The sequence below is a fragment of the Cronobacter universalis NCTC 9529 genome (assembly GCF_001277175.1).
GTDB lineage: Bacteria > Pseudomonadota > Gammaproteobacteria > Enterobacterales > Enterobacteriaceae > Cronobacter > Cronobacter universalis.
Map to the genome: position 1 here is coordinate 2486620 of NZ_CP012257.1, position 21018 is coordinate 2507637.

At 60.0% G+C, this 21018-nt stretch carries 20 protein-coding genes; 10 read left to right on the plus strand and 10 right to left on the minus strand.

Annotation, left to right across the window (positions count from 1 at the left end; translation table 11 throughout):
* Positions 1-1092 (plus strand): redox-regulated ATPase YchF, encoded by a 1092-nt coding sequence (ychF, locus tag AFK65_RS11450; protein WP_007698603.1) that lies wholly within the window; start codon positions 1-3, stop codon positions 1090-1092.
* A gap of 201 nt (positions 1093-1293) precedes the next feature.
* Positions 1294-1962: a YecA/YgfB family protein gene (locus AFK65_RS11455; protein ID WP_032805461.1), complete on the plus strand. Its 669-nt coding sequence runs from the start codon at positions 1294-1296 to the stop codon at positions 1960-1962.
* A 112-nt stretch (positions 1963-2074) separates the two neighbouring features.
* On the opposite strand, the gene AFK65_RS11460 is transcribed toward AFK65_RS11455, so the two are convergent.
* Positions 2075-2860, minus strand: coding sequence for a DUF3750 domain-containing protein (locus AFK65_RS11460; RefSeq protein WP_007698607.1), 786 nt, complete (start codon positions 2858-2860; stop codon positions 2075-2077).
* A gap of 162 nt (positions 2861-3022) precedes the next feature.
* Positions 3023-3610: a TetR/AcrR family transcriptional regulator gene (locus AFK65_RS11465; RefSeq protein WP_007698609.1), complete on the minus strand. Its 588-nt coding sequence runs from the start codon at positions 3608-3610 to the stop codon at positions 3023-3025.
* 113 nt (positions 3611-3723) lie between these two features.
* Here AFK65_RS11465 and AFK65_RS11470 point away from each other — a divergent pair, with 113 nt between their 5' ends.
* Positions 3724-4320 carry an NADPH-quinone reductase gene (locus AFK65_RS11470; protein ID WP_007698611.1) on the plus strand — a complete coding sequence of 199 codons (597 nt, stop codon included), beginning with the start codon at positions 3724-3726 and terminating at the stop codon, positions 4318-4320.
* Positions 4321-4482: 162 nt separating this feature from the next.
* On the opposite strand, the gene AFK65_RS11475 is transcribed toward AFK65_RS11470, so the two are convergent.
* Positions 4483-5190 (minus strand): phage antirepressor KilAC domain-containing protein, encoded by a 708-nt coding sequence (locus AFK65_RS11475; RefSeq protein ID WP_038856985.1) that lies wholly within the window; start codon positions 5188-5190, stop codon positions 4483-4485.
* 257 nt (positions 5191-5447) lie between these two features.
* A complete protein-coding gene (locus AFK65_RS11480; RefSeq protein ID WP_007698613.1) occupies positions 5448-5927 on the minus strand; it encodes a carboxymuconolactone decarboxylase family protein in 480 nt (159 codons plus the stop codon).
* Positions 5928-6051: 124 nt separating this feature from the next.
* On the opposite strand from AFK65_RS11480, the gene pdxR reads away from it, so the two are divergent.
* A complete protein-coding gene (pdxR, locus tag AFK65_RS11485; RefSeq protein ID WP_038856982.1) occupies positions 6052-7449 on the plus strand; it encodes a MocR-like pyridoxine biosynthesis transcription factor PdxR in 1398 nt (465 codons plus the stop codon).
* A 3-nt stretch (positions 7450-7452) separates the two neighbouring features.
* On the opposite strand, the gene AFK65_RS11490 is transcribed toward pdxR, so the two are convergent.
* The 4 genes from AFK65_RS11490 to AFK65_RS11505 are packed head-to-tail and all read right to left on the minus strand — an operon-like array spanning position 7453 to position 11346.
* A complete protein-coding gene (locus AFK65_RS11490) occupies positions 7453-8304 on the minus strand; it encodes an ABC transporter permease (RefSeq protein WP_369835004.1) in 852 nt (283 codons plus the stop codon).
* Positions 8305-8309: 5 nt separating this feature from the next.
* Positions 8310-9143, minus strand: coding sequence for an ABC transporter permease (locus AFK65_RS11495; RefSeq protein ID WP_007698618.1), 834 nt, complete (start codon positions 9141-9143; stop codon positions 8310-8312).
* 56 nt (positions 9144-9199) lie between these two features.
* A complete protein-coding gene (locus AFK65_RS11500) occupies positions 9200-10345 on the minus strand; it encodes an ABC transporter substrate-binding protein (RefSeq protein WP_007698620.1) in 1146 nt (381 codons plus the stop codon).
* Between the two features lie 29 nt (positions 10346-10374).
* Entirely contained in the window at positions 10375-11346 is a 972-nt protein-coding gene (locus AFK65_RS11505) for an ABC transporter ATP-binding protein (protein WP_038856981.1), read from the minus strand.
* Positions 11347-11500: 154 nt separating this feature from the next.
* Between AFK65_RS11505 and AFK65_RS11510 the strand changes: the two genes are divergently transcribed.
* The 4 genes from AFK65_RS11510 to AFK65_RS11525 all read left to right on the plus strand — a co-directional run bounded on the left by AFK65_RS11510 (position 11501) and on the right by AFK65_RS11525 (position 17655).
* Positions 11501-12238: an MBL fold metallo-hydrolase gene (locus tag AFK65_RS11510; RefSeq protein ID WP_038856979.1), complete on the plus strand. Its 738-nt coding sequence runs from the start codon at positions 11501-11503 to the stop codon at positions 12236-12238.
* Complete coding sequence (locus AFK65_RS11515) at positions 12235-13254, plus strand: LacI family DNA-binding transcriptional regulator (RefSeq protein WP_038856978.1); 1020 nt, start codon at positions 12235-12237, stop codon at positions 13252-13254. Before AFK65_RS11510 ends, AFK65_RS11515 begins: the two co-directional genes overlap by 4 nt.
* 132 nt (positions 13255-13386) lie before the next feature.
* The gene (locus tag AFK65_RS11520) at positions 13387-15291 is read left to right on the plus strand and encodes an alpha,alpha-trehalase (RefSeq protein ID WP_038856977.1); all 1905 of its coding nucleotides are present in this window, start codon (positions 13387-13389) and stop codon (positions 15289-15291) included.
* Positions 15292-15477: 186 nt separating this feature from the next.
* Positions 15478-17655 (plus strand): TonB-dependent siderophore receptor, encoded by a 2178-nt coding sequence (locus tag AFK65_RS11525; protein ID WP_007698634.1) that lies wholly within the window; start codon positions 15478-15480, stop codon positions 17653-17655.
* A gap of 72 nt (positions 17656-17727) precedes the next feature.
* On the opposite strand, the gene AFK65_RS11530 is transcribed toward AFK65_RS11525, so the two are convergent.
* Complete coding sequence (locus AFK65_RS11530; RefSeq protein ID WP_007698637.1) at positions 17728-17982, minus strand: GlsB/YeaQ/YmgE family stress response membrane protein; 255 nt, start codon at positions 17980-17982, stop codon at positions 17728-17730.
* Positions 17983-18199: 217 nt separating this feature from the next.
* Between AFK65_RS11530 and ycgR the strand changes: the two genes are divergently transcribed.
* On the plus strand, positions 18200-18931 hold the full coding sequence (gene ycgR, locus AFK65_RS11535) for a flagellar brake protein YcgR (RefSeq protein WP_007698640.1): 732 nt from the start codon (positions 18200-18202) through the stop codon (positions 18929-18931).
* Here ycgR and emtA read toward each other — a convergent pair whose 3' ends face one another.
* The gene (emtA, locus tag AFK65_RS11540; protein ID WP_007698642.1) at positions 18932-19543 is read right to left on the minus strand and encodes a membrane-bound lytic murein transglycosylase EmtA; all 612 of its coding nucleotides are present in this window, start codon (positions 19541-19543) and stop codon (positions 18932-18934) included.
* 129 nt (positions 19544-19672) lie between these two features.
* Here emtA and ldcA point away from each other — a divergent pair, with 129 nt between their 5' ends.
* Positions 19673-20605, plus strand: a complete 933-nt coding sequence (ldcA, locus tag AFK65_RS11545; RefSeq protein ID WP_038856974.1) for a muramoyltetrapeptide carboxypeptidase — start codon at positions 19673-19675, stop codon at positions 20603-20605.
* Positions 20606-21018: the final 413 nt, after the last annotated feature.

The window sequence follows — 21018 nt, forward strand, 5'->3', positions numbered from 1 at the left end:
ATGGGATTCAAATGCGGTATCGTCGGCTTGCCGAACGTCGGTAAATCCACTCTGTTCAATGCGCTGACCAAAGCAGGTATTGAGGCGGCGAACTTCCCGTTCTGTACCATTGAGCCGAACACCGGCGTCGTGCCTATGCCCGATCCGCGTCTGGATAAAATCGCCGAGATCGTGAAGCCGCAGCGTATTCTGCCGACCACGATGGAATTCGTGGATATCGCCGGTCTGGTGAAAGGCGCGTCCAAAGGCGAAGGTCTGGGCAACCAGTTCCTGACCAACATCCGCGAAACCGAAGCTATCGGTCACGTAGTGCGCTGCTTTGAAAACGACAACATTATTCACGTCGCGGGCAAAGTTAACCCGGCGGAAGATATTGATACCATCAATACCGAGCTGGCGCTCTCCGATCTCGACGCCTGCGAGCGCGCGATCCACCGTATCTCCAAGAAAGCGAAAGGCGGCGATAAAGACGCCAAAGCCGAGCTGGCCGTGCTGGAAAAATGCCTGCCGCAGCTTGAGAACGCCGGTATGCTGCGCGCGCTGGATCTGAGCAAAGAAGAGAAAGAACTCATTAAATACCTGAGCTTCCTGACGCTTAAGCCGACCATGTACATCGCGAACGTCAACGAAGACGGTTTTGAGAACAACCCATTCCTGGACCAGGTGCGTGAAATCGCCGCGAAAGAAGGCTCTGTCGTGGTGCCGGTGTGCGCCGCGGTGGAATCCGATATCGCCGAGCTCGACGACGAAGATCGCGATGAGTTCATGAAAGAGCTGGGCCTTGAAGAGCCGGGCCTGAACCGCGTGATCCGCGCAGGCTACGCGCTGCTGAACCTGCAAACTTACTTCACCGCTGGCGTGAAAGAAGTGCGCGCCTGGACTATCCCTGTCGGCGCGACCGCCCCGCAGGCGGCCGGTAAGATCCACACTGATTTCGAGAAAGGCTTTATCCGCGCGCAAACCATCGCCTATGACGATTTCATTACCTACAAAGGCGAACAGGGCGCGAAAGAAGCGGGCAAAATGCGCGCCGAAGGGAAAGAGTACATCGTCAAAGACGGCGACATCATGAACTTCCTGTTTAACGTCTGACGGTTACTTTTGCCTTATGAGGTGGGATTCTCCTCATGATCTCACGTTATTCAAATCCACGCTCCGGCGTGGATTTTCTTTTTTAATTTGATGTTTTTAACGTATTGAAATCGTCACGGATAACGCCGCTTTTACCAGGTTTATGGCTAAAAGCGTGTACACTGCTGCGGTTTTGCAACTAAGCGCCCAGGAGGCAACATGATGAAAGAAGGCCCGCTGACAGAGAAAGAGCTGGAATGGCTTGACGAGATGCTGGAAAAATATGGCAGCGAGGATTCGATTGTCGATGTCGCCGAACTGGATGGCCTGCTGACCGCCGTGCTTTCCGGTCCCAAAACCATTGAGCCGAGCGAATGGCTGGTGGCGCTGTGGGGCGGACAGAACCGCATTCCCCGCTGGAGCAACGAGCGTGAGATGAACCGCTTTATGGATCTCTGCTTCCAGCATATGAACGATATCGCCGATCGTCTTGCGGAGTTCCCCGATCAGTTCGACCCGCTGTTTGGCGTGCGCGAGACTGAAGGCCAGGAGTTTACCGTAGTGGAAGAGTGGTGCTTTGGCTACCTGCGCGGCGTGGCGCTTTGCGACTGGTCATCACTGCCGCAAGCGTTGCAGCCCTCGCTGGACGCTATCGCCCTGCATGGCAAGGAAGAAAACTTCCCGCAGCTGGAATCGCTCTCCCCGGAAGAACTTGAGGCGAGTTTCGCCGCTATCCGCCCCGCCGCGCTGGCGCTGCACGATTACTGGATAGCCCAGCCGGAAGCGGTGCCGGAACCGCAGCAGCCGGTGGTGGCCGAACTGAAGCCGGGCCGCAACGATCCCTGCTTTTGCGGCAGCGGTAAAAAGTATAAGCACTGCTGCCTGCACTAAACGCGATGCGCCTGCGGGCGCATTTTTCAGGCTGCGTGCGGCGGGCGCCGAAAGCCGGGTAAAAGATCGCCAGAACGCTTTCTTACATATTCGCCATTGAGCAGGCGTCCGTTTATTCCTCGCCGCCTTCCCTGTTCTTCTGCAAATTATCCCTTCCCACCCCGCCGATAAAGGGCAGCCGAAGTTTAAGCGGCGACAGATCCACGCCCATACTCAGCCCCAGGATGTTGACCTCAATCCCCTCTTCCACGCCCAGCGTGATCCCTGCAACGCCCAGAACAGACACCTGAACGCCGCGTCCTGACGGCGGCAAGCCGACGACATGGCGCAGAGAGCGGAAATCCTTACCGATAGCGTTGGCGGGCAGATCCAGCTTCAGCGCCGGCACTTCCCGGCCAATGTGAGCGATAAACGTATTACTGTTTGGGCCAGGCCAGACGCGATAGGTATCTGGCCACGGCCAGGAGGCGATAGCCGCTTCAATCTGCGGGATCATGGCTTCGGCTTCCGCGCCCCGGTGCTCTACAAGCAGACGGGGTTTCGAACCGTACCAGTAGCCATCCGGCGCGTTCTGGTTGCGTCGCACTTTCTTGCCCGCGCCCCAGCTAATCACTTCATAGCGGCTATAGTGCGTTTCCCCGGCGCGCTTATAGATTATCCACGGATGCACCGCGACCACGCCTTTCCAGCCCCAGGTCGGGGCGGCGTATACCTGCACCACCGCCAGTCCGGCGTTTTTCCGGGGATCGGGGGCCAGTCCGGCGGAATCGCTGCGGGCGGCCCACCATCCCCGCTGCGCCTGCGGATCGTGGTGATATAACGCCCGCCCGACGCTCGCGGCAAGCGACAGTAGGGTGATACAAAGAAAACTTAATGAAAGCGTTTTGATAAGCAACATGCGGGGCCAGTTACGGTTAAAAATACGTCATGACATGACGCTATCCTAACGCTGTATTTATATCCAGCATAGTCCGTTTTGTGCTACGGATGGCGCGGTAGCTGACGACTGGCGAGTGAAAACGCACAGCAGCGACAGGGCGCTCTTTTCGTCACTTGCGGCTTATTCCCTTTCCACCATCCCGACAATCGCGTCGCGCAACTCCGCTTTCGCCTGATCGGCATCAATCGCGCCAATCGTCACGGCCCAGGAGAGCCCTTCGGCGGCGCCGAACATCGCCCACAGCGCGGCGTCCCGCAGCGCCTTATCCGCCCGCAGCGGCGCAAACAACGCGCGGCATTTCGCGATAAAATCGACCGCGTAATCCTGACGCAGTTTTTCAAGTTCCGGCGTACCGGTGAGCGCCGCCATCACGTTCGGCATCTCGCGTCCCTGCAACAGCGCGCAGTCGATATAGGCATCGGCAATCACCACGGCCAGCGGCGACAGTTCAGGTTCCGCGCGCGCGATCGCCTCGTCCATTTTGCGGTTCTGGCGCACCTCATACTCGTGATAAAGCGCCGCCAGCAGGCCGGAGCGGCTGGTGAAATGATCGTAGACCACCGGTTTCGTAACGCCCGCCCGTTCCGCCAGTCTGCCGAGCGTCAGCGCCTCGGTGCCTTCTTCACGAATAATCCGCCAGGCCACTTCGACAAGCTGGGTGTGACGCGCATCGCGGCTCAGCCGCTGACGCGTGCGGTTTTCGGACATACGTATTCTCCTTGACAGTATTACCTACTAAAAGTAACTTACTAATGGTAGGTTACCTTTGGTATATCAGATTACGTCTGTCATCGGCTGATGGCAACGCAGGAGGAGTGAATATGCACGCATTAATCGTCGTTTCCCATCCGTTAACGTCATCCCTGACCCACCGCGTGGCGCACGCGCTGGCTGAAGGTATTACCAGTACCCACCGCGGAAACAGCGCCGAAATTGCCGATCTCACCCGCGAGGGCTTCAGTCCGGTCTTTAATGAGAACGACTACGCCGCGTTTATGAAAACCGCGCCGCTGCCGCCGGATGTCGCCCGCGAGCAGGCACGCATCGATAACGCCGACGCGCTGGCGCTGGTGTTTCCGGTGTACTGGTGGTCGATGCCGGGGCTGCTGAAAGGCTGGATCGATCGCGTATTCGCGAACGGCTGGGCGTATGAAGAGAGCCCGGAAGGAAAGGTAGTCAAAAAACTGGGACACCTGCCGGTGCACCTGGTGAGCATCGGCGGCGCGGATCGCAAAACCTTCGATAAACACGGCTATCACCAGGCCTGGGACACGCAAATTGCCCACGGGATTTTCGATTACTGCGGCGCGCCGGTGGTAACCAACGAGACGCTGTTTCTGCCGGATCTCAGCACGCCGGACGTCGCCCTGGAACAGGCCCGCGCGCTGGGCGCAAGGGTTTTTGCCGCGCCAGTGTAACGCGCATCAGACAGGGTGGTTTGCAGAACGGAGCGGCGGGGAAAAACATAGCGGGAGAAAAATAGTCCCGCCGCGTCGCGCTTATGCCGACTGCGCCTGCGGATAACCGCAGGCGGAAAGCATAAGGAAGACGCCGCCGGGCGTTCACGGTGCGCCGGGCCGTCAGGCCGCGGCGCCGTTGGTCTGTGCGGCGATGTGCGCGGCCCAGAGGCTCGCCACCCATTTCACGCCGCGCGCCGTAAAGCGCGGTTGAGCGAACGTATGCAGGTTTTCGCCCACCCCTGAGCGCAGCGTAAAGTAACCCGCCTGCAGATGGTGATGCTGCGGCACCAGCGTGCCGTTAGCGCGCTGCATGATGTTGCGCTCCAGCAGGAACTGGCGGAACTCCGGCTCTTTTACCTTGAGCATTTTGCACAGCTGGCGAAAACCAAGCGACTCGTCGACCTGTACGAAACGGTCGAAAAACTCGGCTTTAGGGGCGAAGAGAGCCAGCTGCTGCTCCGCCCGCTGACGCTTTTCATACTGCTCGGCCCAGGCGCGTGCGGCGGCGGCCGGGTTGGTAAAGTCCGGCAGGCTGGCGTTACGTTCGCGCTCCTGCCAGCGATCGAGCATTTCGGCGGTAAACGCAGGCGAAATGCGCGCCACCGTGAGCAACGAGTCGCGTTTATTCAACAAGAACTCCTGACGCATCTCCCCTTCCCGCTCGTACAGATTAATACCGATGGGCTGGGACAGACGCTGCGCCGTTTCCAGGCTTTTAATCATGCGCTTCACTTCACTGTGGGCAATACCTGTCAACGTCGCGATTTCACGGCTGCTCATTGTGACCGATTGATCCTGAGCATTAAGATTTTCCAGCGGAATCATCATAGGTTTCACCACTCATTCACTGACTCAATTACAACAACACCTGGTGCTTTGTAGAAATAGTATACAGTGACCTGGTTAAATATCCAGTAGATTTTTTAATCGGTTTTACTTAAGTTTCAGGCGAGACGCGGGCTGCGGCCGGTGGTCTGCTATGTGATTAAAAAGTAAGCCCTTGCGGAAAGCGCGATGCTCAGTCTGCCGCCAGCGCCCATAAAAAAAGCCCGCGCAGGCGGGCTTTTCAGAAGTTAAAAACGGATTTATTCGAGGCCGGCGCGCTGCAGGCCAAACGCCGCATCCTGACTGCCGGGCGCCATTTGCGATACTAATTGCAGACGGTTCCAGCTATTGATGATGGCAATGGCAAACGCGATCTCCGCGATCTCCGTTTCGGAAAAATGCGCGCGCGCCTCACGGTAGATCGCCTCGCTGACGCCTTCCGCGCCGATATGCGTTATGGCTTCCGTTAAGGCCAGCGCCGCTTTCTCCTTCGCGCTGAACAGCGGCGATTCGCGCCACACCGGCAGATGATACAGACGCAGTTCACGCTCGCCCGCCATCTTCGCCTCTTTCACATGCATATCGACACAAAACGCGCAGCCGTTGAGTTGCGAAGCGCGCAGATCGATCAATTGTTTAAGTGTCGGCGTCAGGCTGCTTTTTTTCAGCGCCGCGCTGGCGTTGATCAGCGTGTTCACCAGCGCCGGAATGGCCTGGTAATGGTTTACGCGCGTACTCATGGAAGCTCCTTACATCACAAGAGAAATCACCCCGCGTGGTGCGGAGTGCGTCAGATTCTTCTCGTCTATCATACGGAGCCATGACATAGTCAAAAGGGTCAAGAAACGTGAAATAAGGCAGGACATGAAACCAGGCTATCGCGAAATCTACCAGCGCTACCGCCAGAATATCCACGACGGGCTTCTGAAACCGGGCGATCGCGTACCGTCCATCCGCGTGCTGGCGCAGGAATTACAGGTGGCGAAGAAAACCGTGGAGGCGGCCTACGCGGTGCTGGTGGGCGAAGGGTATCTGGTGAGCCGCGGCCCGCAGGGTACGCAGGTCAATCCGGCGCTCACGGTGCCCCCGCGCCCGGCAGAGACAACGCCTGCGGTGACGGGCGACAATGACGCCCTGCTGACGCCTGACGAACACGACGGATTTCTGCGCCCCGGCCTTCCTTCGCTGGATCAGTTTCCTTATAAAAAGTGGCTATTGCTGAGCGCGAGAGCGACGCGCGCCATGCGCCCGGACGAGATGGTGAACCCGCCGGTCGCGGGTTACGCGCCGCTGCGGGCCGCTGTCGCGAGTTACCTGGCGCTGTCTCGCGGCGTGGCGTGCACCGCCGACGATATTTTCATTACAAACGGCTATCGCGGCAATCTGCTGCTCACGGTCCAGGCGCTGCTGGGCCGCGAAGGACGCGTGGCGATGGAAGACCCGGCCTATTTTCTGGGCCAGCGGCTGCTGAAAACGCTCACGCCGACCCTGCACGCCGTGCCGGTGGATAACGAAGGCTTACAGGTGGATTATCTGCAACGCCACCACCCGGACGCGCGGCTCGCGATTGTCACGCCGACGCACCACAGCCCGCTTGGCGTGTCGCTGTCGCTGCCGCGTAAACAGCAGTTGCTGGCGTGGGCGTCGCGCCATAACGCATGGATTGTGGAAGATGATTACGACGGCGAATTTCACTTCGCCCGCAACGTGCTGCCGTCGCTCAAAAGCCTCGACACTGACGATCGCGTGATTTACTTCGGCACCTTCAGTAAAACCATTATGCCGTCGGTGCGTATCGGGTATCTGGTGATGCCGCGCGCGGCGCGCCACGCGTTTCTGGAAAGCGGCGCGCTGCTGACGGGCGGCCAGCCGCTGCTGATGCAAAAGATCCTCGCGGCGTTTCTCACCGGGGGCGAATTCTATACGCACCTGCGGAAAATGCGCGCGCTTTACCAGCAGCGGCGCGCGATGGCTATCACGGCGCTGCACGCCGTTTATCCCGGCCTGTTTGAGACGCCGCTGGAGGATGGCGGGATGCATGTAGTGGCGTATCTGAAAACCGCGACCTGCGACGAAGCGCTCGCCCGCCTCTGGCAGCAGAACCAGTTGCAGGTCAGCGCGCTGTCGTCCTGGTACCGGCGGCCCGACAAACGCTACGGGCTGATTATCGGCTACGCTAATCTGCGTTCGGCAGACGAAGCCGTCGCCCTGCTCACGCGCGCCCGCCCAGGGACGCTGACGCTGCTCGGCGCAAGCGCATAAAGGCTACTTGCCGAGCTTTGAGAGCATCTCCGGGCGCATAAATTTATTCACCACCAGCATAAACACGACTGACGGCGCCAGCAGGATCAGCGCGGTAATCGATGAGATCTGATAGTTGCCGGACATGCTGGCGTTATAGAGCAGCAGCGGCAGCGTGCTGATATCCGGCGCGCCGACGAAAAACGCGCCGGTAAACTCATCCAGCGACTCCAGAAACACAAAAATACTGGCGGCGATAATACCGGGCGCCGCCTGGGGCAGCACGATGCGAAAAAAGGTGTACGTCGCGCTCGCGCCGAGATTGCGCGCGGCGCGGGCGAGCAGCGGATCGACGCTGCTGAAGGCCGCCACGCTTATCCAGATGGCGTACATCATGCCGTGAACGCTGTGCACCAGCACCACGCCCGTCACCGTCCCGTTCAGCCCCCACTGGTAAAAAAGCCGCGCCACGTTCATGTAAACCGTGAGCCCCGGAAACGCCTGCGGGATGAGAAACAGCAGCATAAAGAAGAAGCGCAGCGGCATTCCCCGGCGCGAGAGCGCATAGCCGGCGGGCACCGCCACCGCCAGACACACCGCCACGGTGAGCAGCGCGACGCCGATACTGGTGAGGAGCGAGCCGGAGACATCGCTGTACGGGCTGAACACCTGCGACCAGTATTTCATCCCCCACTGCGCGGGCAGCGCATGCGGAAAGTACCAGCTCTCGGCCACCGACCAGATAAGCAGGTTCAGCACCGGGCCGAGCAGGATAAGCATCAGTAAAACCAGCAGCAGCGTCTGCCAGAACAGCCCTGCGCGAAACGGCGTCAGGCGCGCGCGCCGCGCCGGGACCACCAGCGTATTGTCAGCCATCGGGCTCATGCGTGGGCTCCTTTTTCTTTCAACGAATGGCGCAGGTAAAACCACGACAGCAGCGCGCATATCAGGTACGAAATAACGCCCAGCGCGTTCGCGACGTGGTAATCGCCGTAGGAACTGACGCGAAACGCCATATCGACGGTCATCATGGTGGGCGTGCCGGTGCCTATCATCAGCGGCACCGACAGCACCGAGAGCATCGTGACGGTGGAGAGCACCAGCGCCACGCCAAGCGTCGGCAGCGCCTGCGGCAGTAGCACCTGCAACAGAATTCTTATTCGCGAGGCGCCGAGATTTTTCGCCGCCTGGATCTGCGCCGGCTCCACCGAGGCCATCGCCCCGCAGGTCAGCAGCGTCACAAACGCCATTTGTTTCCAGACGAACGTAATAAGGATGCCTTTCCAGCCGAGCCACGAGACGGTTTCCAGCGGCGTAAAGAGCCCGCCTGCTACCAGCGCGTTATTCATCAGGCCGTTTTTGGCGAGAAACGTGCGCATCATCTGCGCCGTCACGATAAACGGAATAAACAGCGGCAGCCGGTAGAGCAGCCCAAAAGCGCGCGCCAGCCCGCGGTATGGCGAGAGCACAATCACGCCGGAGAGCGCCACGGCAATCAGCGCCAGCACGGCCACCGAGACCAGCACAATCACCAGCGAGAACAGTATGTCCTGCGAATAGAGGTCAAAGACTTTGGTAAAGTGCGCAAGCGTAAACGCCGGGGCATCGGTGATAAACGCCGAGGCCAGCGAGAAGCCCAGCGGGTATAAAAACAGCACGGCGGTCAGCAGCGCGGCAGGCGCCACCAGCAGGCCGTAACGAAGGGAGTGTCTCATCGGCAGTTCCGCATAGTCACCGGAAAGCGCCCGACGTAGCCGCCGGGCGCGCGGGATCAGTTTGATACCTGGCTTTCGTAGCCTTCTTTGATGTCGTCAAAGTACGGGGCTATCGGGAAGCTCTTGCCATAACGGGCCAGCGTCTGCGGCGAAATTTCGGCAAACAGTTTCCGCCAGGTCGGGGCATCGAGCTGCGCTTTGACATACTGCGCGTCGATGCCCGGATACCAGTTGAACTGCTTCACGATGCCCTGCGCCTGCACCTCGGGGCTGGTCGCGAGCGCGATAAATTCTCTGGCGAGTTTTGCCTGCGCCGCTTTGGCGGGCACCACGTAATACATCGGCTGGCCCGGCATTCCCGGCGCGATCAGCGCGAGCTTCAGCGATGGCGGCACCTTGCCCTGATCTTTCCAGCTGTAAAACATATCCACCCACACCGGGCCCATGGCGATTTCACCGCGGCTTAGCATATCGAGCGTCCCGGCGTTGCCTGGCGTAAAAGTCACGTTCTGGTTAAAGGCTTTGAGTTTTTCGAACGCGGGCGCCCAGCTTTTCTCAACGCTTTTGTCGTACGGCTGCGCGCTGAGACGCGCCGCGTCGGTGCCGTAAGCGTAGATCCAGCCCACCACGAAGCTCACGCCGGACATGCCGTTTTTGATGCCGTTATAGCCAAACGCCTTCGGGTTTTTCTGCGCCCACTGCACCAGTTCGTCATACGAGGCGGGCGGCGTTTTCACCAGATCGCTGTTATACGCCAGCGCCGTCTGGCTCAGGAACATCGGCATCACGTAGCCGTCCACGTTAACGCCAAGCGCATTGCGCGCGCTCTCCAGGGAGACCATTTTTCCGGTGGGGATCTGGTCGCGAAACGCGGCCAGCAACCCTTTTTGCACCAGCTCTCCGCCCGCTTTCTGGTGCACTACCGCCACATCCATATCCCACTGCGCGGCCCCGCTCTGCTGCTGCGCGGTCAGTTTTTCGATAATTTTGTTCGAGCCCGCGTCCCCCGGCCCCGTGCCGACCACGCGAATGTTGACGCCCGGATGGGTCGCCTCAAAACGGGGCGCCAGGAACGTTTTAACGTAATCGACCATATTCTGGTCGCCCGCCGTCGCCACGTTCAGTACCGTTTCCGCCTGCGCGCTGGCCGCCGTCCCGAAAGAAAGCGCCGCCATAAGCGCGAGAGTGGTTTTCGCAAACATGAGATATCCCCGACTGTGTGAGTAAAAAATTACGAATGAAAACGGTGCAGCGCCTGCGCCGGAACATGCAGCGCGACGGCGGCGTTGACGGGCCAGCACTGCGGGCTGTCCGCCTGAATTAACTGCTGACTGACCCGCACGCTGTGGCGATACTGATGGCCCATAAACGCGCTCTGCTCAATCACGCCGTCAAGCGTCAGTCCGGCGCACGGCGCAGCCGCTTGCGCGGCGCTTATCGTCACGTCGCTGCTTCGAAAACACAGCGTCTCCGTCTGCGCCTGCAGGCGGTTGGTCGCGCCCATGAAGTCAGCCACGAAGGGCGTCGCCGGCTGCCGCCAGATGGCCTGCGGCGTGCCGGTCTGCTCAATGCGCCCCTGGTTTAGCACCGCCACGCGATCCGCCATAACCAGCGCCTCTTCCTGATCGTGGGTGACGATAAGCGAGGTAAAGCCGAGCTGCTGTTGCAGGGTTTTGATTTCGTGGCGCACGCTGAGACGTACGCGGGCGTCGAGGTTAGAGAGCGGCTCGTCGAGCACCAGGACATCCGGCTCCACCGCCAGCGCCCGGGCCAGCGCCACGCGCTGCCGCTGGCCGCCCGAAAGCGCGCCGATTTTGCGTTCTTCAAAGCCGGTTAATTTCACCAGCGCCAGCATTTTTCTGATACGCGCCTGAATATCGGCCTTCGGTAATTTACGCACCGTTAGTCCAAAACCGATATTTTGCGCCACCGTTAAATGCGGCCATAAGGCGTAACTCTGAAAGACCATAATAATATTGCGGCGCTCGGGCGGCAGCGTGGTGATATTTCTGCCCGCGAGGAAAATATCGCCGCTATTCACCTCGGCAAATCCGCACAGCGCATTTAACAGCGAGGTTTTCCCGCAGCCCGAGGGGCCGAGCAGCGCAATCATCTCGCCGCGATCCACTGATAAATCAATCCCATGCAGTACGGTATTGTCGCCGTAGCGCAGCGTTAATTGCGACATCTGTAAATAACTCATTCTTTCCACCTGCGTTCCGGCGCGATTTTTTTATCGATGAACACGTGTTCATTGCGCTGTAAAAAAATTGCAACCTCGCCCCGACATGATAGGCGCCTACTTTGTCGCGCCTTTGTGACAATTTAATTAAGTGAGCGATAAAACAGGTGAGAAAATGATTATCGATGTGCTCGGCAGCGGCAGCGCTTTCGCCACGCAGCAAAATACCTCCGCGATATTAATTAAGGGCGACGGACAGTGGCTGGTTGACTGCGGCCCGACTATTCCGCGCGCGCTCTGGCAGCGACAGACCGATATTAACGCCATCGATGTCATCTGGTTTACCCATGTGCATCCCGACCACTGCGCCGGGCTGGCGCCGCTGCTGAACCAGTGGAAAAGCGTCGGACGCGTTAAGCCGCTCGCCATTTACTGTCAGCCCGCCCAGCGCGCGGTGTTGCAGCAGCAGGCGCTGCTGGCGGTCTGGCCGCAGACGACGTTCTGTTTTGCCATCGACTGGCGGGATATTACCGACGACATGGCGTGGCGCGGCTGGCGCATCCGCAGCGCGCCGACCCAGCATGAGATCCCGTGCCGGGCGCTGCGCATCGACGCGGGCGACGCGGCGCTGTTCTACAGCGGCGACGGCAGGCCGACGCCCGACAGCCTGGCGCTGATGGCGGGCGCGACGCTCGCGTTTCAGGAGTGCGCCTCCTGGCAGGCGCTGGACGATGACGCCTCCCACGGCGATTTCCCCTCCTGCCTGACGGTGTGCGAATGCCTGCAACTGCCCGCGCTGGGGCTTTATCACTGCCGGGAGGCGGATATTCCGGCTATCCGCGACGCCTGCGCGCGCCATCCGGCGCTGTTTTTCGTTGAAGAGGGTCAGCAACACACGCTGGCGCGCGCATGAAGCCGCGCCAGACGCGGGGAGCCGTTACGGCGCAGGATGTCGCCGCCCTTGCGGGCGTCTCGCGCGCCGTGGTGTCGCGGGCGTTCAGCGACAGCGGCAGCATCTCGCCCGACACCAAAACGCGGGTGCTGGCCGCCGCCGCCGAGCTCGGGTATCAGGTCAATTTTCTGGCGCAGGGGCTCAACCGCCAGCGCAGCCAGCTTATCGGCGTGGTGGTCGCGCGCATCGGCGATCCGTTTCGCAGCGCGCTGCTGGAGGCGCTGCTTGGGGCGATTTCGCAGCGCGGTTATCAGGCGCTGGTGACCGAGCTTTCCGACGCGAGCGGCCTTGAAACCACGCTGCGCCGCTTTATGCAGTACCGCGTCTCAGGCGTCGTGGTGACCTCCGGCCAGCCGCCGGAGGCTATCGTCAAGGAGTGCGTACAGCATCAGATCCCGGTCGTGGGCATCAACCGTCCGCCTGTCTGCGCCGCGGTGGATACGGTCTGCTCCGACAACGCGCAGGGCGCGGCGCTTGCCGCCGCCCAGTTGTGCGACGCGGGCTGTCAGCGCTTCGGCTGGCTTAACTATCAACACTCGACCTGGGCCGGGCAGCAACGCGGCGCGGCGTTTCTGGCAGCGCTTGGCGCGCGCGGCGTCAGCGTGGCGACGCATGTGACGCGGCTTCTCGCGCCGCAGGAGGGTTACGAGGGCGGGCTGGCGGCGGCGCTCAGCCTGGAAACCCTGCCGGACGGCATTTTCTGCGCCAACGCCCAGCTCGCCTGCGGGTTTCTCGATGGGATGCGGCGGCTGGGGAAAACCGCGCCGCGGGATTTTCATCTGATCGGATTCGATAACACGCCGCAAACGGCTTATGAGGCTTACCAGCTCACCACGCTCGATCAGGATGTGGCGACGCTTGCCGCGCGGGCGCTGGCGGCGCTGGCCGCGCGCGCGCAGCAACCTGGAAGCCCGGCGCGCGTCGACCGCGTGCCCGTGACGCTCCTGCACCGGCGCACGTCGCCACGGGTAACGTAAACCACGGCTTAACCGGAGGCGAAAAACAGAAATTTCCCCTTTACGCGCTCTCGAAACGGGAATATTCGTCTAAGGTTTTCATATGGTTGATTCGCAGTGGTGTGCGCTGCGCCCCTTAAGGAGAATTCATTGATGTCACAATCCGTCACGCGCCGTCCCCGGACGCTGTTTTTCGCCATTCAGGTCGCCCTTAGCGGCGCGCTGCTGGCTTTCTCCACCCTCCCCGCCAGCGCGGAAGAGGCGTCGGGCGCAGAACGCCCCGCCCCGCAATCACCGGACCAGCTTCTCGGCCCGCTGTTTACGGATGTGCAGAGCGCCAAACTCTTCCCCGATCAGAAAACGTTCGCCGACGCGGTGCCCAACAGCGATCCTTTGATGATCCTGGCCGACTACCGTATGCAGCGTAACCAGTCGGGCTTCGACCTGCGCCATTTCGTTGAGCTTAACTTTACCCTGCCGCAGAAAGGCGAAGCCTATGTTCCGCCAGCCGGACAAAGCCTGCGCGAGCATATCGACGGCCTGTGGCCGGTGCTGACGCGCTCGACCGATTCCGCCAGCAAATGGGATTCCCTGCTGCCGCTGCCGAAGCCTTACGTGGTGCCGGGCGGGCGTTTCCGCGAGGTCTACTACTGGGACACCTACTTCACCATGCTGGGGCTCGCCGAGAGCAATCACTGGGATAAAGTGCAGGATATGGTCGATAACTTCGCCCATGAAATCGACGCCTGGGGCCATATCCCGAACGGCAACCGTAGCTACTATTTAAGCCGCTCCCAGCCGCCGTTCTTTTCTTTCATGGTGGAACTGCTGGCGACCCATGACGGCGGCGACGAGACGCTGAAAAAATACCTGCCGCAGTTGCAGAAAGAGTACGCGTACTGGATGGAAGGCAGCGAAAACCTGGCGCCCGGCGATGCTCACGAGCGCGTGGTGAAACTGAAAGATGGCGCGGTGCTGAACCGCTACTGGGACGATCGCGACGCGCCGCGTACCGAATCCTGGCTTGATGACGTGACCACCGCCAAAAATAACCCGGATCGTCCGGCGACCGACATCTATCGCGATCTGCGCGCGGGCGCGGCGTCCGGCTGGGATTTCAGCTCGCGTTGGATGGATAATCCGCAGCAGCTTGGCTCTATCCGCACCACCAGCATCGTGCCTGTCGATCTCAACGCCCTGCTGTTCCAGATGGAAAAAACCCTGGCGCGCGCCAGCAAAGCCGCAGGCGACAGCGCCGGCGCCGCCCGCTATGAATCGCTCGCCAGCCAGCGTCAGCAGGCGATAGAAACCCATCTGTGGAACGCGAAACATGGCTGGTACGCGGATTACGATCTGAAAACCAACAAGGTGCGCGATCAGCTGACCGCCGCCGCGCTCTACCCGCTGTATGTGAAAGCCGCCGCGCAGGATCGCGCCGAGAAAGTGGCGGCCGCGACCCGCGCGCAGCTGCTGAAACCGGGCGGCCTTGTCACCACTACCGAGAAGACCGGGCAGCAGTGGGATGCGCCGAACGGCTGGGCGCCGCTCCAGTGGGTGGCGACCGAAGGTCTGATGAATTACGGGCAGAAAGATCTGGCGATGGACGTCACCTGGCGGTTCCTGACCAACGTTCAGCACACCTATAACCGTGAGCAGAAACTGGTGGAGAAATATGACGTCTCTTCCACCGGCACGGGCGGCGGCGGCGGCGAATACCCGCTCCAGGACGGCTTTGGCTGGACTAACGGCGTGACGCTGAAAATGCTCGACCTGCTGTGCGGCACGGAAAAGCCGTGCGACGACGTGCCGCAGACCCGTCCGGGCAGCGATCGCGCGCCGCAGCAGAAGCAGGAAGGCAAAATGCTGAGCAAACCGGCGGAAACCTCAGCGCCAGCAAAAGCCGACGCCCCGGCTCCGGCAAAAACGGAAACGTCTGCCCCGGCGAAAACCGACACCGCTGCGCCCGCCAGCAATAGCGCCCCTGCTGATAACGCACCGGCCGCGCCGAACAGCAGCGCGCAGGATAACGCCGCTGCGCAACCCGCGCCTGCCCAGTAATTCACACGCTCCACACCACTGCCCTCTGCGGAGGGCAGTTTTTTACTTCCCCCAGCCCGAATATATCCTCCCTGCCAATTCTGCTAGTTGTATCTCTTGTTGTTAACGATAATAATTCGCATTCTTTATTACATCTCGTTACGTCCCTGTCACGCAGGGAGCAGCTGGCAACCAGAGAAGACAACAATGACAATGGCTTTAACCCTGAAACGCTCCGCCGCGCTGTGCGCGCTGGCGCTGGCCGCGCCTCACGCCGCGTTCGCTGAAGACACTATCACCGTAAGCGCCGCCCCCGCGCAAACCGCTACGTCCCCCACCGAAGGCTATACGGTGAAAACCAGCACGGGGGCGACTAAAACCGATCGGCCGCTTAACACCACCGCCCAGTCGGTTTCCGTGGTCACGCGCCAGCAGATAGAAGACCAGGGGGCGCTGTCGGTTAACAGCGCGCTGAATTACACCGCAGGCGCGTTTACCGGGTTCTCCGGCGGGGCAACCCGTTACGACACCATTTCATTGCGCGGCTTCCACGGCGGCGACGTCAATAACACGTTTTTAGACGGTCTGCGTCTGATGAGCGACGGCGGCAGCTATAACGTTTTACAGGTCGATCCGTGGTTCCTTGAGCGTATCGATGTGATTAAAGGCCCCTCTTCCGCGCTCTACGGCCAGACCATTCCCGGCGGCGTGGTGATGGAAAGCTCAAAGCGCCCGCTCTTTAGCCCGGAAGGCCATCTGCGCGCCTCGGTCGGCAATCACAACACCCGCAACACCGCCTTTGATTACACCGACGCCATTAACGACGAGTGGGCTTACCGCATTACCGGCCTGACGAAATACACCGACACGCAGTATGAAAAAACGCGTGACGAACGCTACGCGATTTCTCCGCAGCTGCTGTGGCAGCCGGGCGAATCCACGTCGCTGCTGCTGCGCGCGTATCTGGAAAAAGATCCGTCCGGCGGCTATCACGGCTCGGTACCGGCAAGCGGCAGCCTCGACGCCACCTCGCACGGCAAGCTCGACACAGGCTTCTCGGACGTCGAGCCGGGCAACGACGAATTCAAACGCTACCAGCAGCTCTACAGCTACGCGTTTTCGCACGACTTCAACGACACCTGGTCGTTCCGCTCGAACGGCAGCTACACGCACTCGAATCTGGATCTAAAGCAGGCTTACCAGATCGGCTGGGCCGATGCATCGAAGAACGAGCTGACCCGCTACTACAGCGGCGAACACTCTTCGCTGAACGCCTGGGCTATGGACAATCAGTTAGAGGCGCGCTTTAACACGGGCGACCTCGCGCATACCGTGGTGTTGGGCGGCGAATACCATAAATTCACCAACAATCTCTCCGACGACGCGGGCTACACCACCAGTCTCAACCCGTGGACCGGCGTCTCCGGCGGCGCGGGCGGCTTCTGGTATTACGATCCGCTCGACCCGACCTTCGCCACCCGTCTGCAGGGCCTGCAACGCAAGGATATGAAGCGCGTCTATGAGCAAACCGGCGTTTATCTGCAGGATGAGATGGTCTGGAACCGCTGGCATATGGATCTGTCCGGGCGTTTTGACCACCTGGAAACCAAAAACCGCGTGATCACGCCGTCGGCGGGCACCGATACCACCGATCACCGCAAGGATGATCATTTCAGCGGTCGCGCCTCGCTGCTTTACGCGTTTGAAAACGGCCTGTCGCCGTACCTGAGCTACAGCACGGCGGTGACGCCGCAGGTGCTGACCGACGCCCGCGGCAAGCTGCTCAAGCCCACCACCAGCGAGCAGTATGAAGGCGGCCTGAAATATCAGCCGCCAGGCACGTCCGATCTCTACAGCATCGCCATCTATGATCTGATGCAGAAAGATGTCGGCAACCGCGTCGTGGTCGGCAGCTATTTCGAACCGGCAGGCAAAGTGCATTCGCAGGGCGTAGAGCTGGAGGCGCACACGCAGCTGACGTCGCGTTTCTCCGCTATCGCCAACTACACCTGGAACCATGTGCGCTTTGAAGACGCTATCGACGGCAACAACAAGAACACGCCATACGTAACGCCGGATCAGATGGCGAACCTGTGGGGCCATTATCAGTTCGATTACGGCTTAAGCGCGGGCGCGGGCGTGCGCTACATCGGCAAACAGTGGGCGGATAACGAAAACACGCGTCGCGTGCCTTCCGTCACGCTGGTGGACGCGATGGTTAAAGCCGATTTGGGGGCGTGGAATAGCGCGCTGAAAGGCGCGTTTGTTCAGGTTAATGCGAATAACCTGACCGGACGTGACTACGTGGCGGGCTGCTACGGCACCGGCTACTGCTACTGGGGCGCGGAGCGCAGCGTGACCGCCACGGTCGGCTACGATTTCTGATTCAGACGTAAAAAAACGGCCCCTCGGGGCCGTTTTTTCTGGCAGATTCAGACGGTCCGTATGGACCGTTTTTTAATCCCTGCGTAGCATACGGAAGATCAGCAACACCACAATGGCGCCGACCACCGCGACCAGGAAGCTTGGCAGGTTAAAGCCCGTCACGCTGCCGCCAATACCGAAGAACGTCGCCAGCCAGCCGCCGACCACCGCGCCGACAATACCGAGCACGCAGGTCAGGATAAAACCGCCGCCATCGCGGCCCGGCATGATCAGTTTGGCAATGATGCCCGCAATAAGTCCAAATACGATCCAGGACAAAATACCCATAGTCTCCACCCTCTTGTTTAAGTGTCACAGAATAGCTGGCCGCAACGCGCGGCAAACCGAAGTGGTTCAAGTATAGGTAATAAAAAAGGATTCTTCCGGTAAGCTCGGATTATCCTCATACCAAAATAAATATATTTTAGGATAAATCTTAAGTTTCGGGCGGGCGGGCCGATAACCGTTCACATCTCTCTGTCAGTCATTTGAGGAATCACGCGACGTGAGCAATTACAGTGAGCAGTTTCTGAAGCAAAATCCGCTGGCCGTACTGGGGATTTTACGCGATTTGCAAAAAAGCCAGGCGCCGATCCGCCTCTCCTGGGGCGGCTGGCAGTTTATCAGCCGCATACTTGAGGCGTCGCCGGAACAGCTGGTGCTGGATTTCGGCAGCCAGACGGGCGAAAACCAGGCCGTGCAAAAAGCGAAAAATATCCAGTTCAGCGCTGAAGCCCAGGGCGCCAAGGTGGAGTTTAATCTGCCTGCGCTGAACGTCGGGGAGTTTCAGGATCTGCCTGCCTTTGTCGCCCCGCTGCCGGAAGCCGTCTGGTTTGTGCAGCGCCGCGAGCATTTTCGCATCACCGCGCCGGTGCAGCCGCAGTTCTACAGCCTGGCGCGGATGCCGGACGGCAAACTGTTTCGCGGCCGCCTGCAGGATCTGTCGCTCGGCGGGATGGGCACGCTGCTGGAAGGCGCGATGCCGGAAGGGCTGGAAGCGGGTATGCAGTTCTCGCCGCTGGAGCTGGATCTGCTGGAGTGGGGAAAATTTCGTGTCGACGCGCAGCTGTTAACCATCAGCGAGCGCAAAGTGGTGGACAGTAAAAACGAGACTATCGCCACGCCGCGCCTGAGCTTTCGCTTTTTAAACGTAAGCCCAGGCACTGAGCGCGAGCTCCAGCGCATTATCTTCGCGCTGGAGCGTATCGCCCGGGAAAAAGCCAGCCGGGTGCGCTGATTACATGGCGTTCATCGCCTGCTGCACTTTCCAGATATAACGCGGGGCCTGCGGCGCCGGATGATTTTTCGCGACATGTTCGACAAACTCATCCGGGCTCAGGTCGTTTATCTTCTCAATCGCCGCTTTGCGGTCTGAAGAGAACGTGCGCAGCAGCGCGCCCGCGCCATTCACATAAGAGACCACCAGCGCATATTGCATGGTTTCCGGCGCTTCAATGCCTTTCAGCACGCCATGCTCAAGAATGCTTAAATACGCGGTGCCGAGCGAAATATTGCGCTCCGGGTTTTTCAGCTCGCTGGTCGACGGCTGGCCGCTCCAGCCCATATAGCGGTAGACTTCGCGCCCGGCGGTGGACGCTTTAATCTGCATCAGGCCAACGGCGTTAGATTTACTCACCAGAGTCGGGTTGCCGCCGGACTCCACCGCGATAATCGCCGTCACCAGACGCGGGCTCACGCCCCAGGCGTTGCCGGCTTTTTCCGTAATCGGCATCCACTGCATTGCGCGTTTCACCGGCACCTCGGGGTTCCAGGGCGGATTTTTATAATCCGGCGTGGAAGAACACCCGGCGAGGAACACCACTAACCACATTAACCATCTTAATTTCACGCAACTTTCCTTTCGATATCAGTGCCAAACGACGTATCACATCGGCTGGCCGCGCGGGCAGCCGGATGACAACCGCTAAGGTTAGCGGCATGATAGCGGTTTCGCCTGGTATGTCAGCAAGGATTTGTCATGGTCTCTGTTCATCTCATCGCCCCGTCGGGTTACTGCATTAATCAGGACGCCGCCTGGCGCGGCGTACGCCGCCTCGAAGAGGCCGGAATAGCGGTAAAAAATCAGCAGGTTATCACGCGCCGGATGCAGCGTTTCGCCGGGCGCGACGATGAGCGTCTTGGCGATTTACAGGCGTTAAGCGCATTGTCTGAAAATGCCCCGATCGTGATGCCGGTACGCGGCGGCTACGGGATGACGCGCCTGCTGGAGCGTTTTGATCCGAAGCCCTTGATTGCCCGCCAGCGGGAAAACCCGCTGCTGATTTGCGGCCACAGCGATTTCACGGCGCTACAGATGCTCCTGCTGGCGCGCGGCGACACGGTTACCTTCAGCGGGCCGATGCTGGCCGGTAATTTCGGCGCGCCGGCGATGAATGATTTTACCTGGCGACACTTCTGGCAGGCGCTCACCGAACCGCAATTTACGCTGGCGTGGCGCAGCGACGGCGCGCCCTGTGAAACCGCAGGCACCGTCTGGGGCGGCAATCTGGCGATGCTGGCGTCCATCACCGGCACGCCGTGGATGCCGGTCATCGACGGCGGCATTCTGGTAGTGGAGGACATCAATGAACACCCGTTCCGCGTTGAACGTATGCTGCTGCAACTGCACGCGGCCGGGATTCTGGCGCGCCAGAAGGCGCTGATCCTGGGGAGCTTCACCGCCGCCGCCGTCAACGATTACGACGACGGCTACAATCTTGAAAGCGTCGCCGCCCTTCTGCGCGAGCGGCTCGCAATCCCGGTACTGACCGGCCTGGCGTTCGGCCATGAGCAGGAGACCGTTACGCTGCCGCTCGGCGCGCATGGCGAACTGCGCCACGACGGCGAACGCGCGCAGCTACGCCTCAGCGGTCATCCGGTGTTGCCTGTTGCGGCGCCCGTGGGGTTATGAGGTGAAGGCTACGCCTGAGCAACCCGGCGGCTCAGGGTGAAATGGTGAGCGTGCTGTTTAAGCGGGCCCTCACGCGCAAAGCGGACGCTGGCCCTGCTGCTATTTTGCAAAACAGGGCGCATTAACCTGTTGCTGTCCGCTGTAATGCTTCGTGGCTCCCGAAAAAAGCGGATAAATCGCACCTCGCATTATCGTAGCGCGCACTCTCCGCCATGAAAAAAATCCATCATAAAGCAAGGTGTTATTGAGTTTATTATTTTTGGCCGTATCGTTTAATAATGCTGCATTAACTCAATGGTTTTACTCATCTGTATAGTCTCAGCTAATGAGGATCATCATATTTGAGTTCTTATTTAAACTTCTCATCACAAACGAAATATTTACGCGCCTGTGCAGTGGGATCTGCCGAGTAA

Excerpts from the sequence above, each read along its gene's own strand:
- AFK65_RS11510 (WP_038856979.1), top strand. The coding sequence starts at position 11,501 with ATGATTATCGATGTGCTCGGCAGCGGCAGCGCTTTCGCCACGCAGCAA.
- AFK65_RS11500 (WP_007698620.1), bottom strand. The coding sequence starts at position 10,345 with ATGTTTGCGAAAACCACTCTCGCGCTTATGGCGGCGCTTTCTTTCGGG.
- AFK65_RS11530 (WP_007698637.1), bottom strand. The coding sequence starts at position 17,982 with ATGGGTATTTTGTCCTGGATCGTATTTGGACTTATTGCGGGCATCATT.
- AFK65_RS11470 (WP_007698611.1), top strand. The coding sequence starts at position 3,724 with ATGCACGCATTAATCGTCGTTTCCCATCCGTTAACGTCATCCCTGACC.
- AFK65_RS11490 (WP_369835004.1), bottom strand. The coding sequence starts at position 8,304 with ATGGCTGACAATACGCTGGTGGTCCCGGCGCGGCGCGCGCGCCTGACG.
- AFK65_RS11480 (WP_007698613.1), bottom strand. The coding sequence starts at position 5,927 with ATGAGTACGCGCGTAAACCATTACCAGGCCATTCCGGCGCTGGTGAAC.
- AFK65_RS11495 (WP_007698618.1), bottom strand. The coding sequence starts at position 9,143 with ATGAGACACTCCCTTCGTTACGGCCTGCTGGTGGCGCCTGCCGCGCTG.
- ychF (WP_007698603.1), top strand. The coding sequence starts at position 1 with ATGGGATTCAAATGCGGTATCGTCGGCTTGCCGAACGTCGGTAAATCC.
- AFK65_RS11465 (WP_007698609.1), bottom strand. The coding sequence starts at position 3,610 with ATGTCCGAAAACCGCACGCGTCAGCGGCTGAGCCGCGATGCGCGTCAC.
- AFK65_RS11525 (WP_007698634.1), top strand. The coding sequence starts at position 15,478 with ATGACAATGGCTTTAACCCTGAAACGCTCCGCCGCGCTGTGCGCGCTG.
- pdxR (WP_038856982.1), top strand. The coding sequence starts at position 6,052 with ATGAAACCAGGCTATCGCGAAATCTACCAGCGCTACCGCCAGAATATC.
- AFK65_RS11520 (WP_038856977.1), top strand. The coding sequence starts at position 13,387 with ATGTCACAATCCGTCACGCGCCGTCCCCGGACGCTGTTTTTCGCCATT.
- AFK65_RS11505 (WP_038856981.1), bottom strand. The coding sequence starts at position 11,346 with ATGAGTTATTTACAGATGTCGCAATTAACGCTGCGCTACGGCGACAAT.
- ldcA (WP_038856974.1), top strand. The coding sequence starts at position 19,673 with ATGGTCTCTGTTCATCTCATCGCCCCGTCGGGTTACTGCATTAATCAG.
- AFK65_RS11475 (WP_038856985.1), bottom strand. The coding sequence starts at position 5,190 with ATGATGATTCCGCTGGAAAATCTTAATGCTCAGGATCAATCGGTCACA.
- AFK65_RS11455 (WP_032805461.1), top strand. The coding sequence starts at position 1,294 with ATGAAAGAAGGCCCGCTGACAGAGAAAGAGCTGGAATGGCTTGACGAG.
- AFK65_RS11460 (WP_007698607.1), bottom strand. The coding sequence starts at position 2,860 with ATGTTGCTTATCAAAACGCTTTCATTAAGTTTTCTTTGTATCACCCTA.
- AFK65_RS11515 (WP_038856978.1), top strand. The coding sequence starts at position 12,235 with ATGAAGCCGCGCCAGACGCGGGGAGCCGTTACGGCGCAGGATGTCGCC.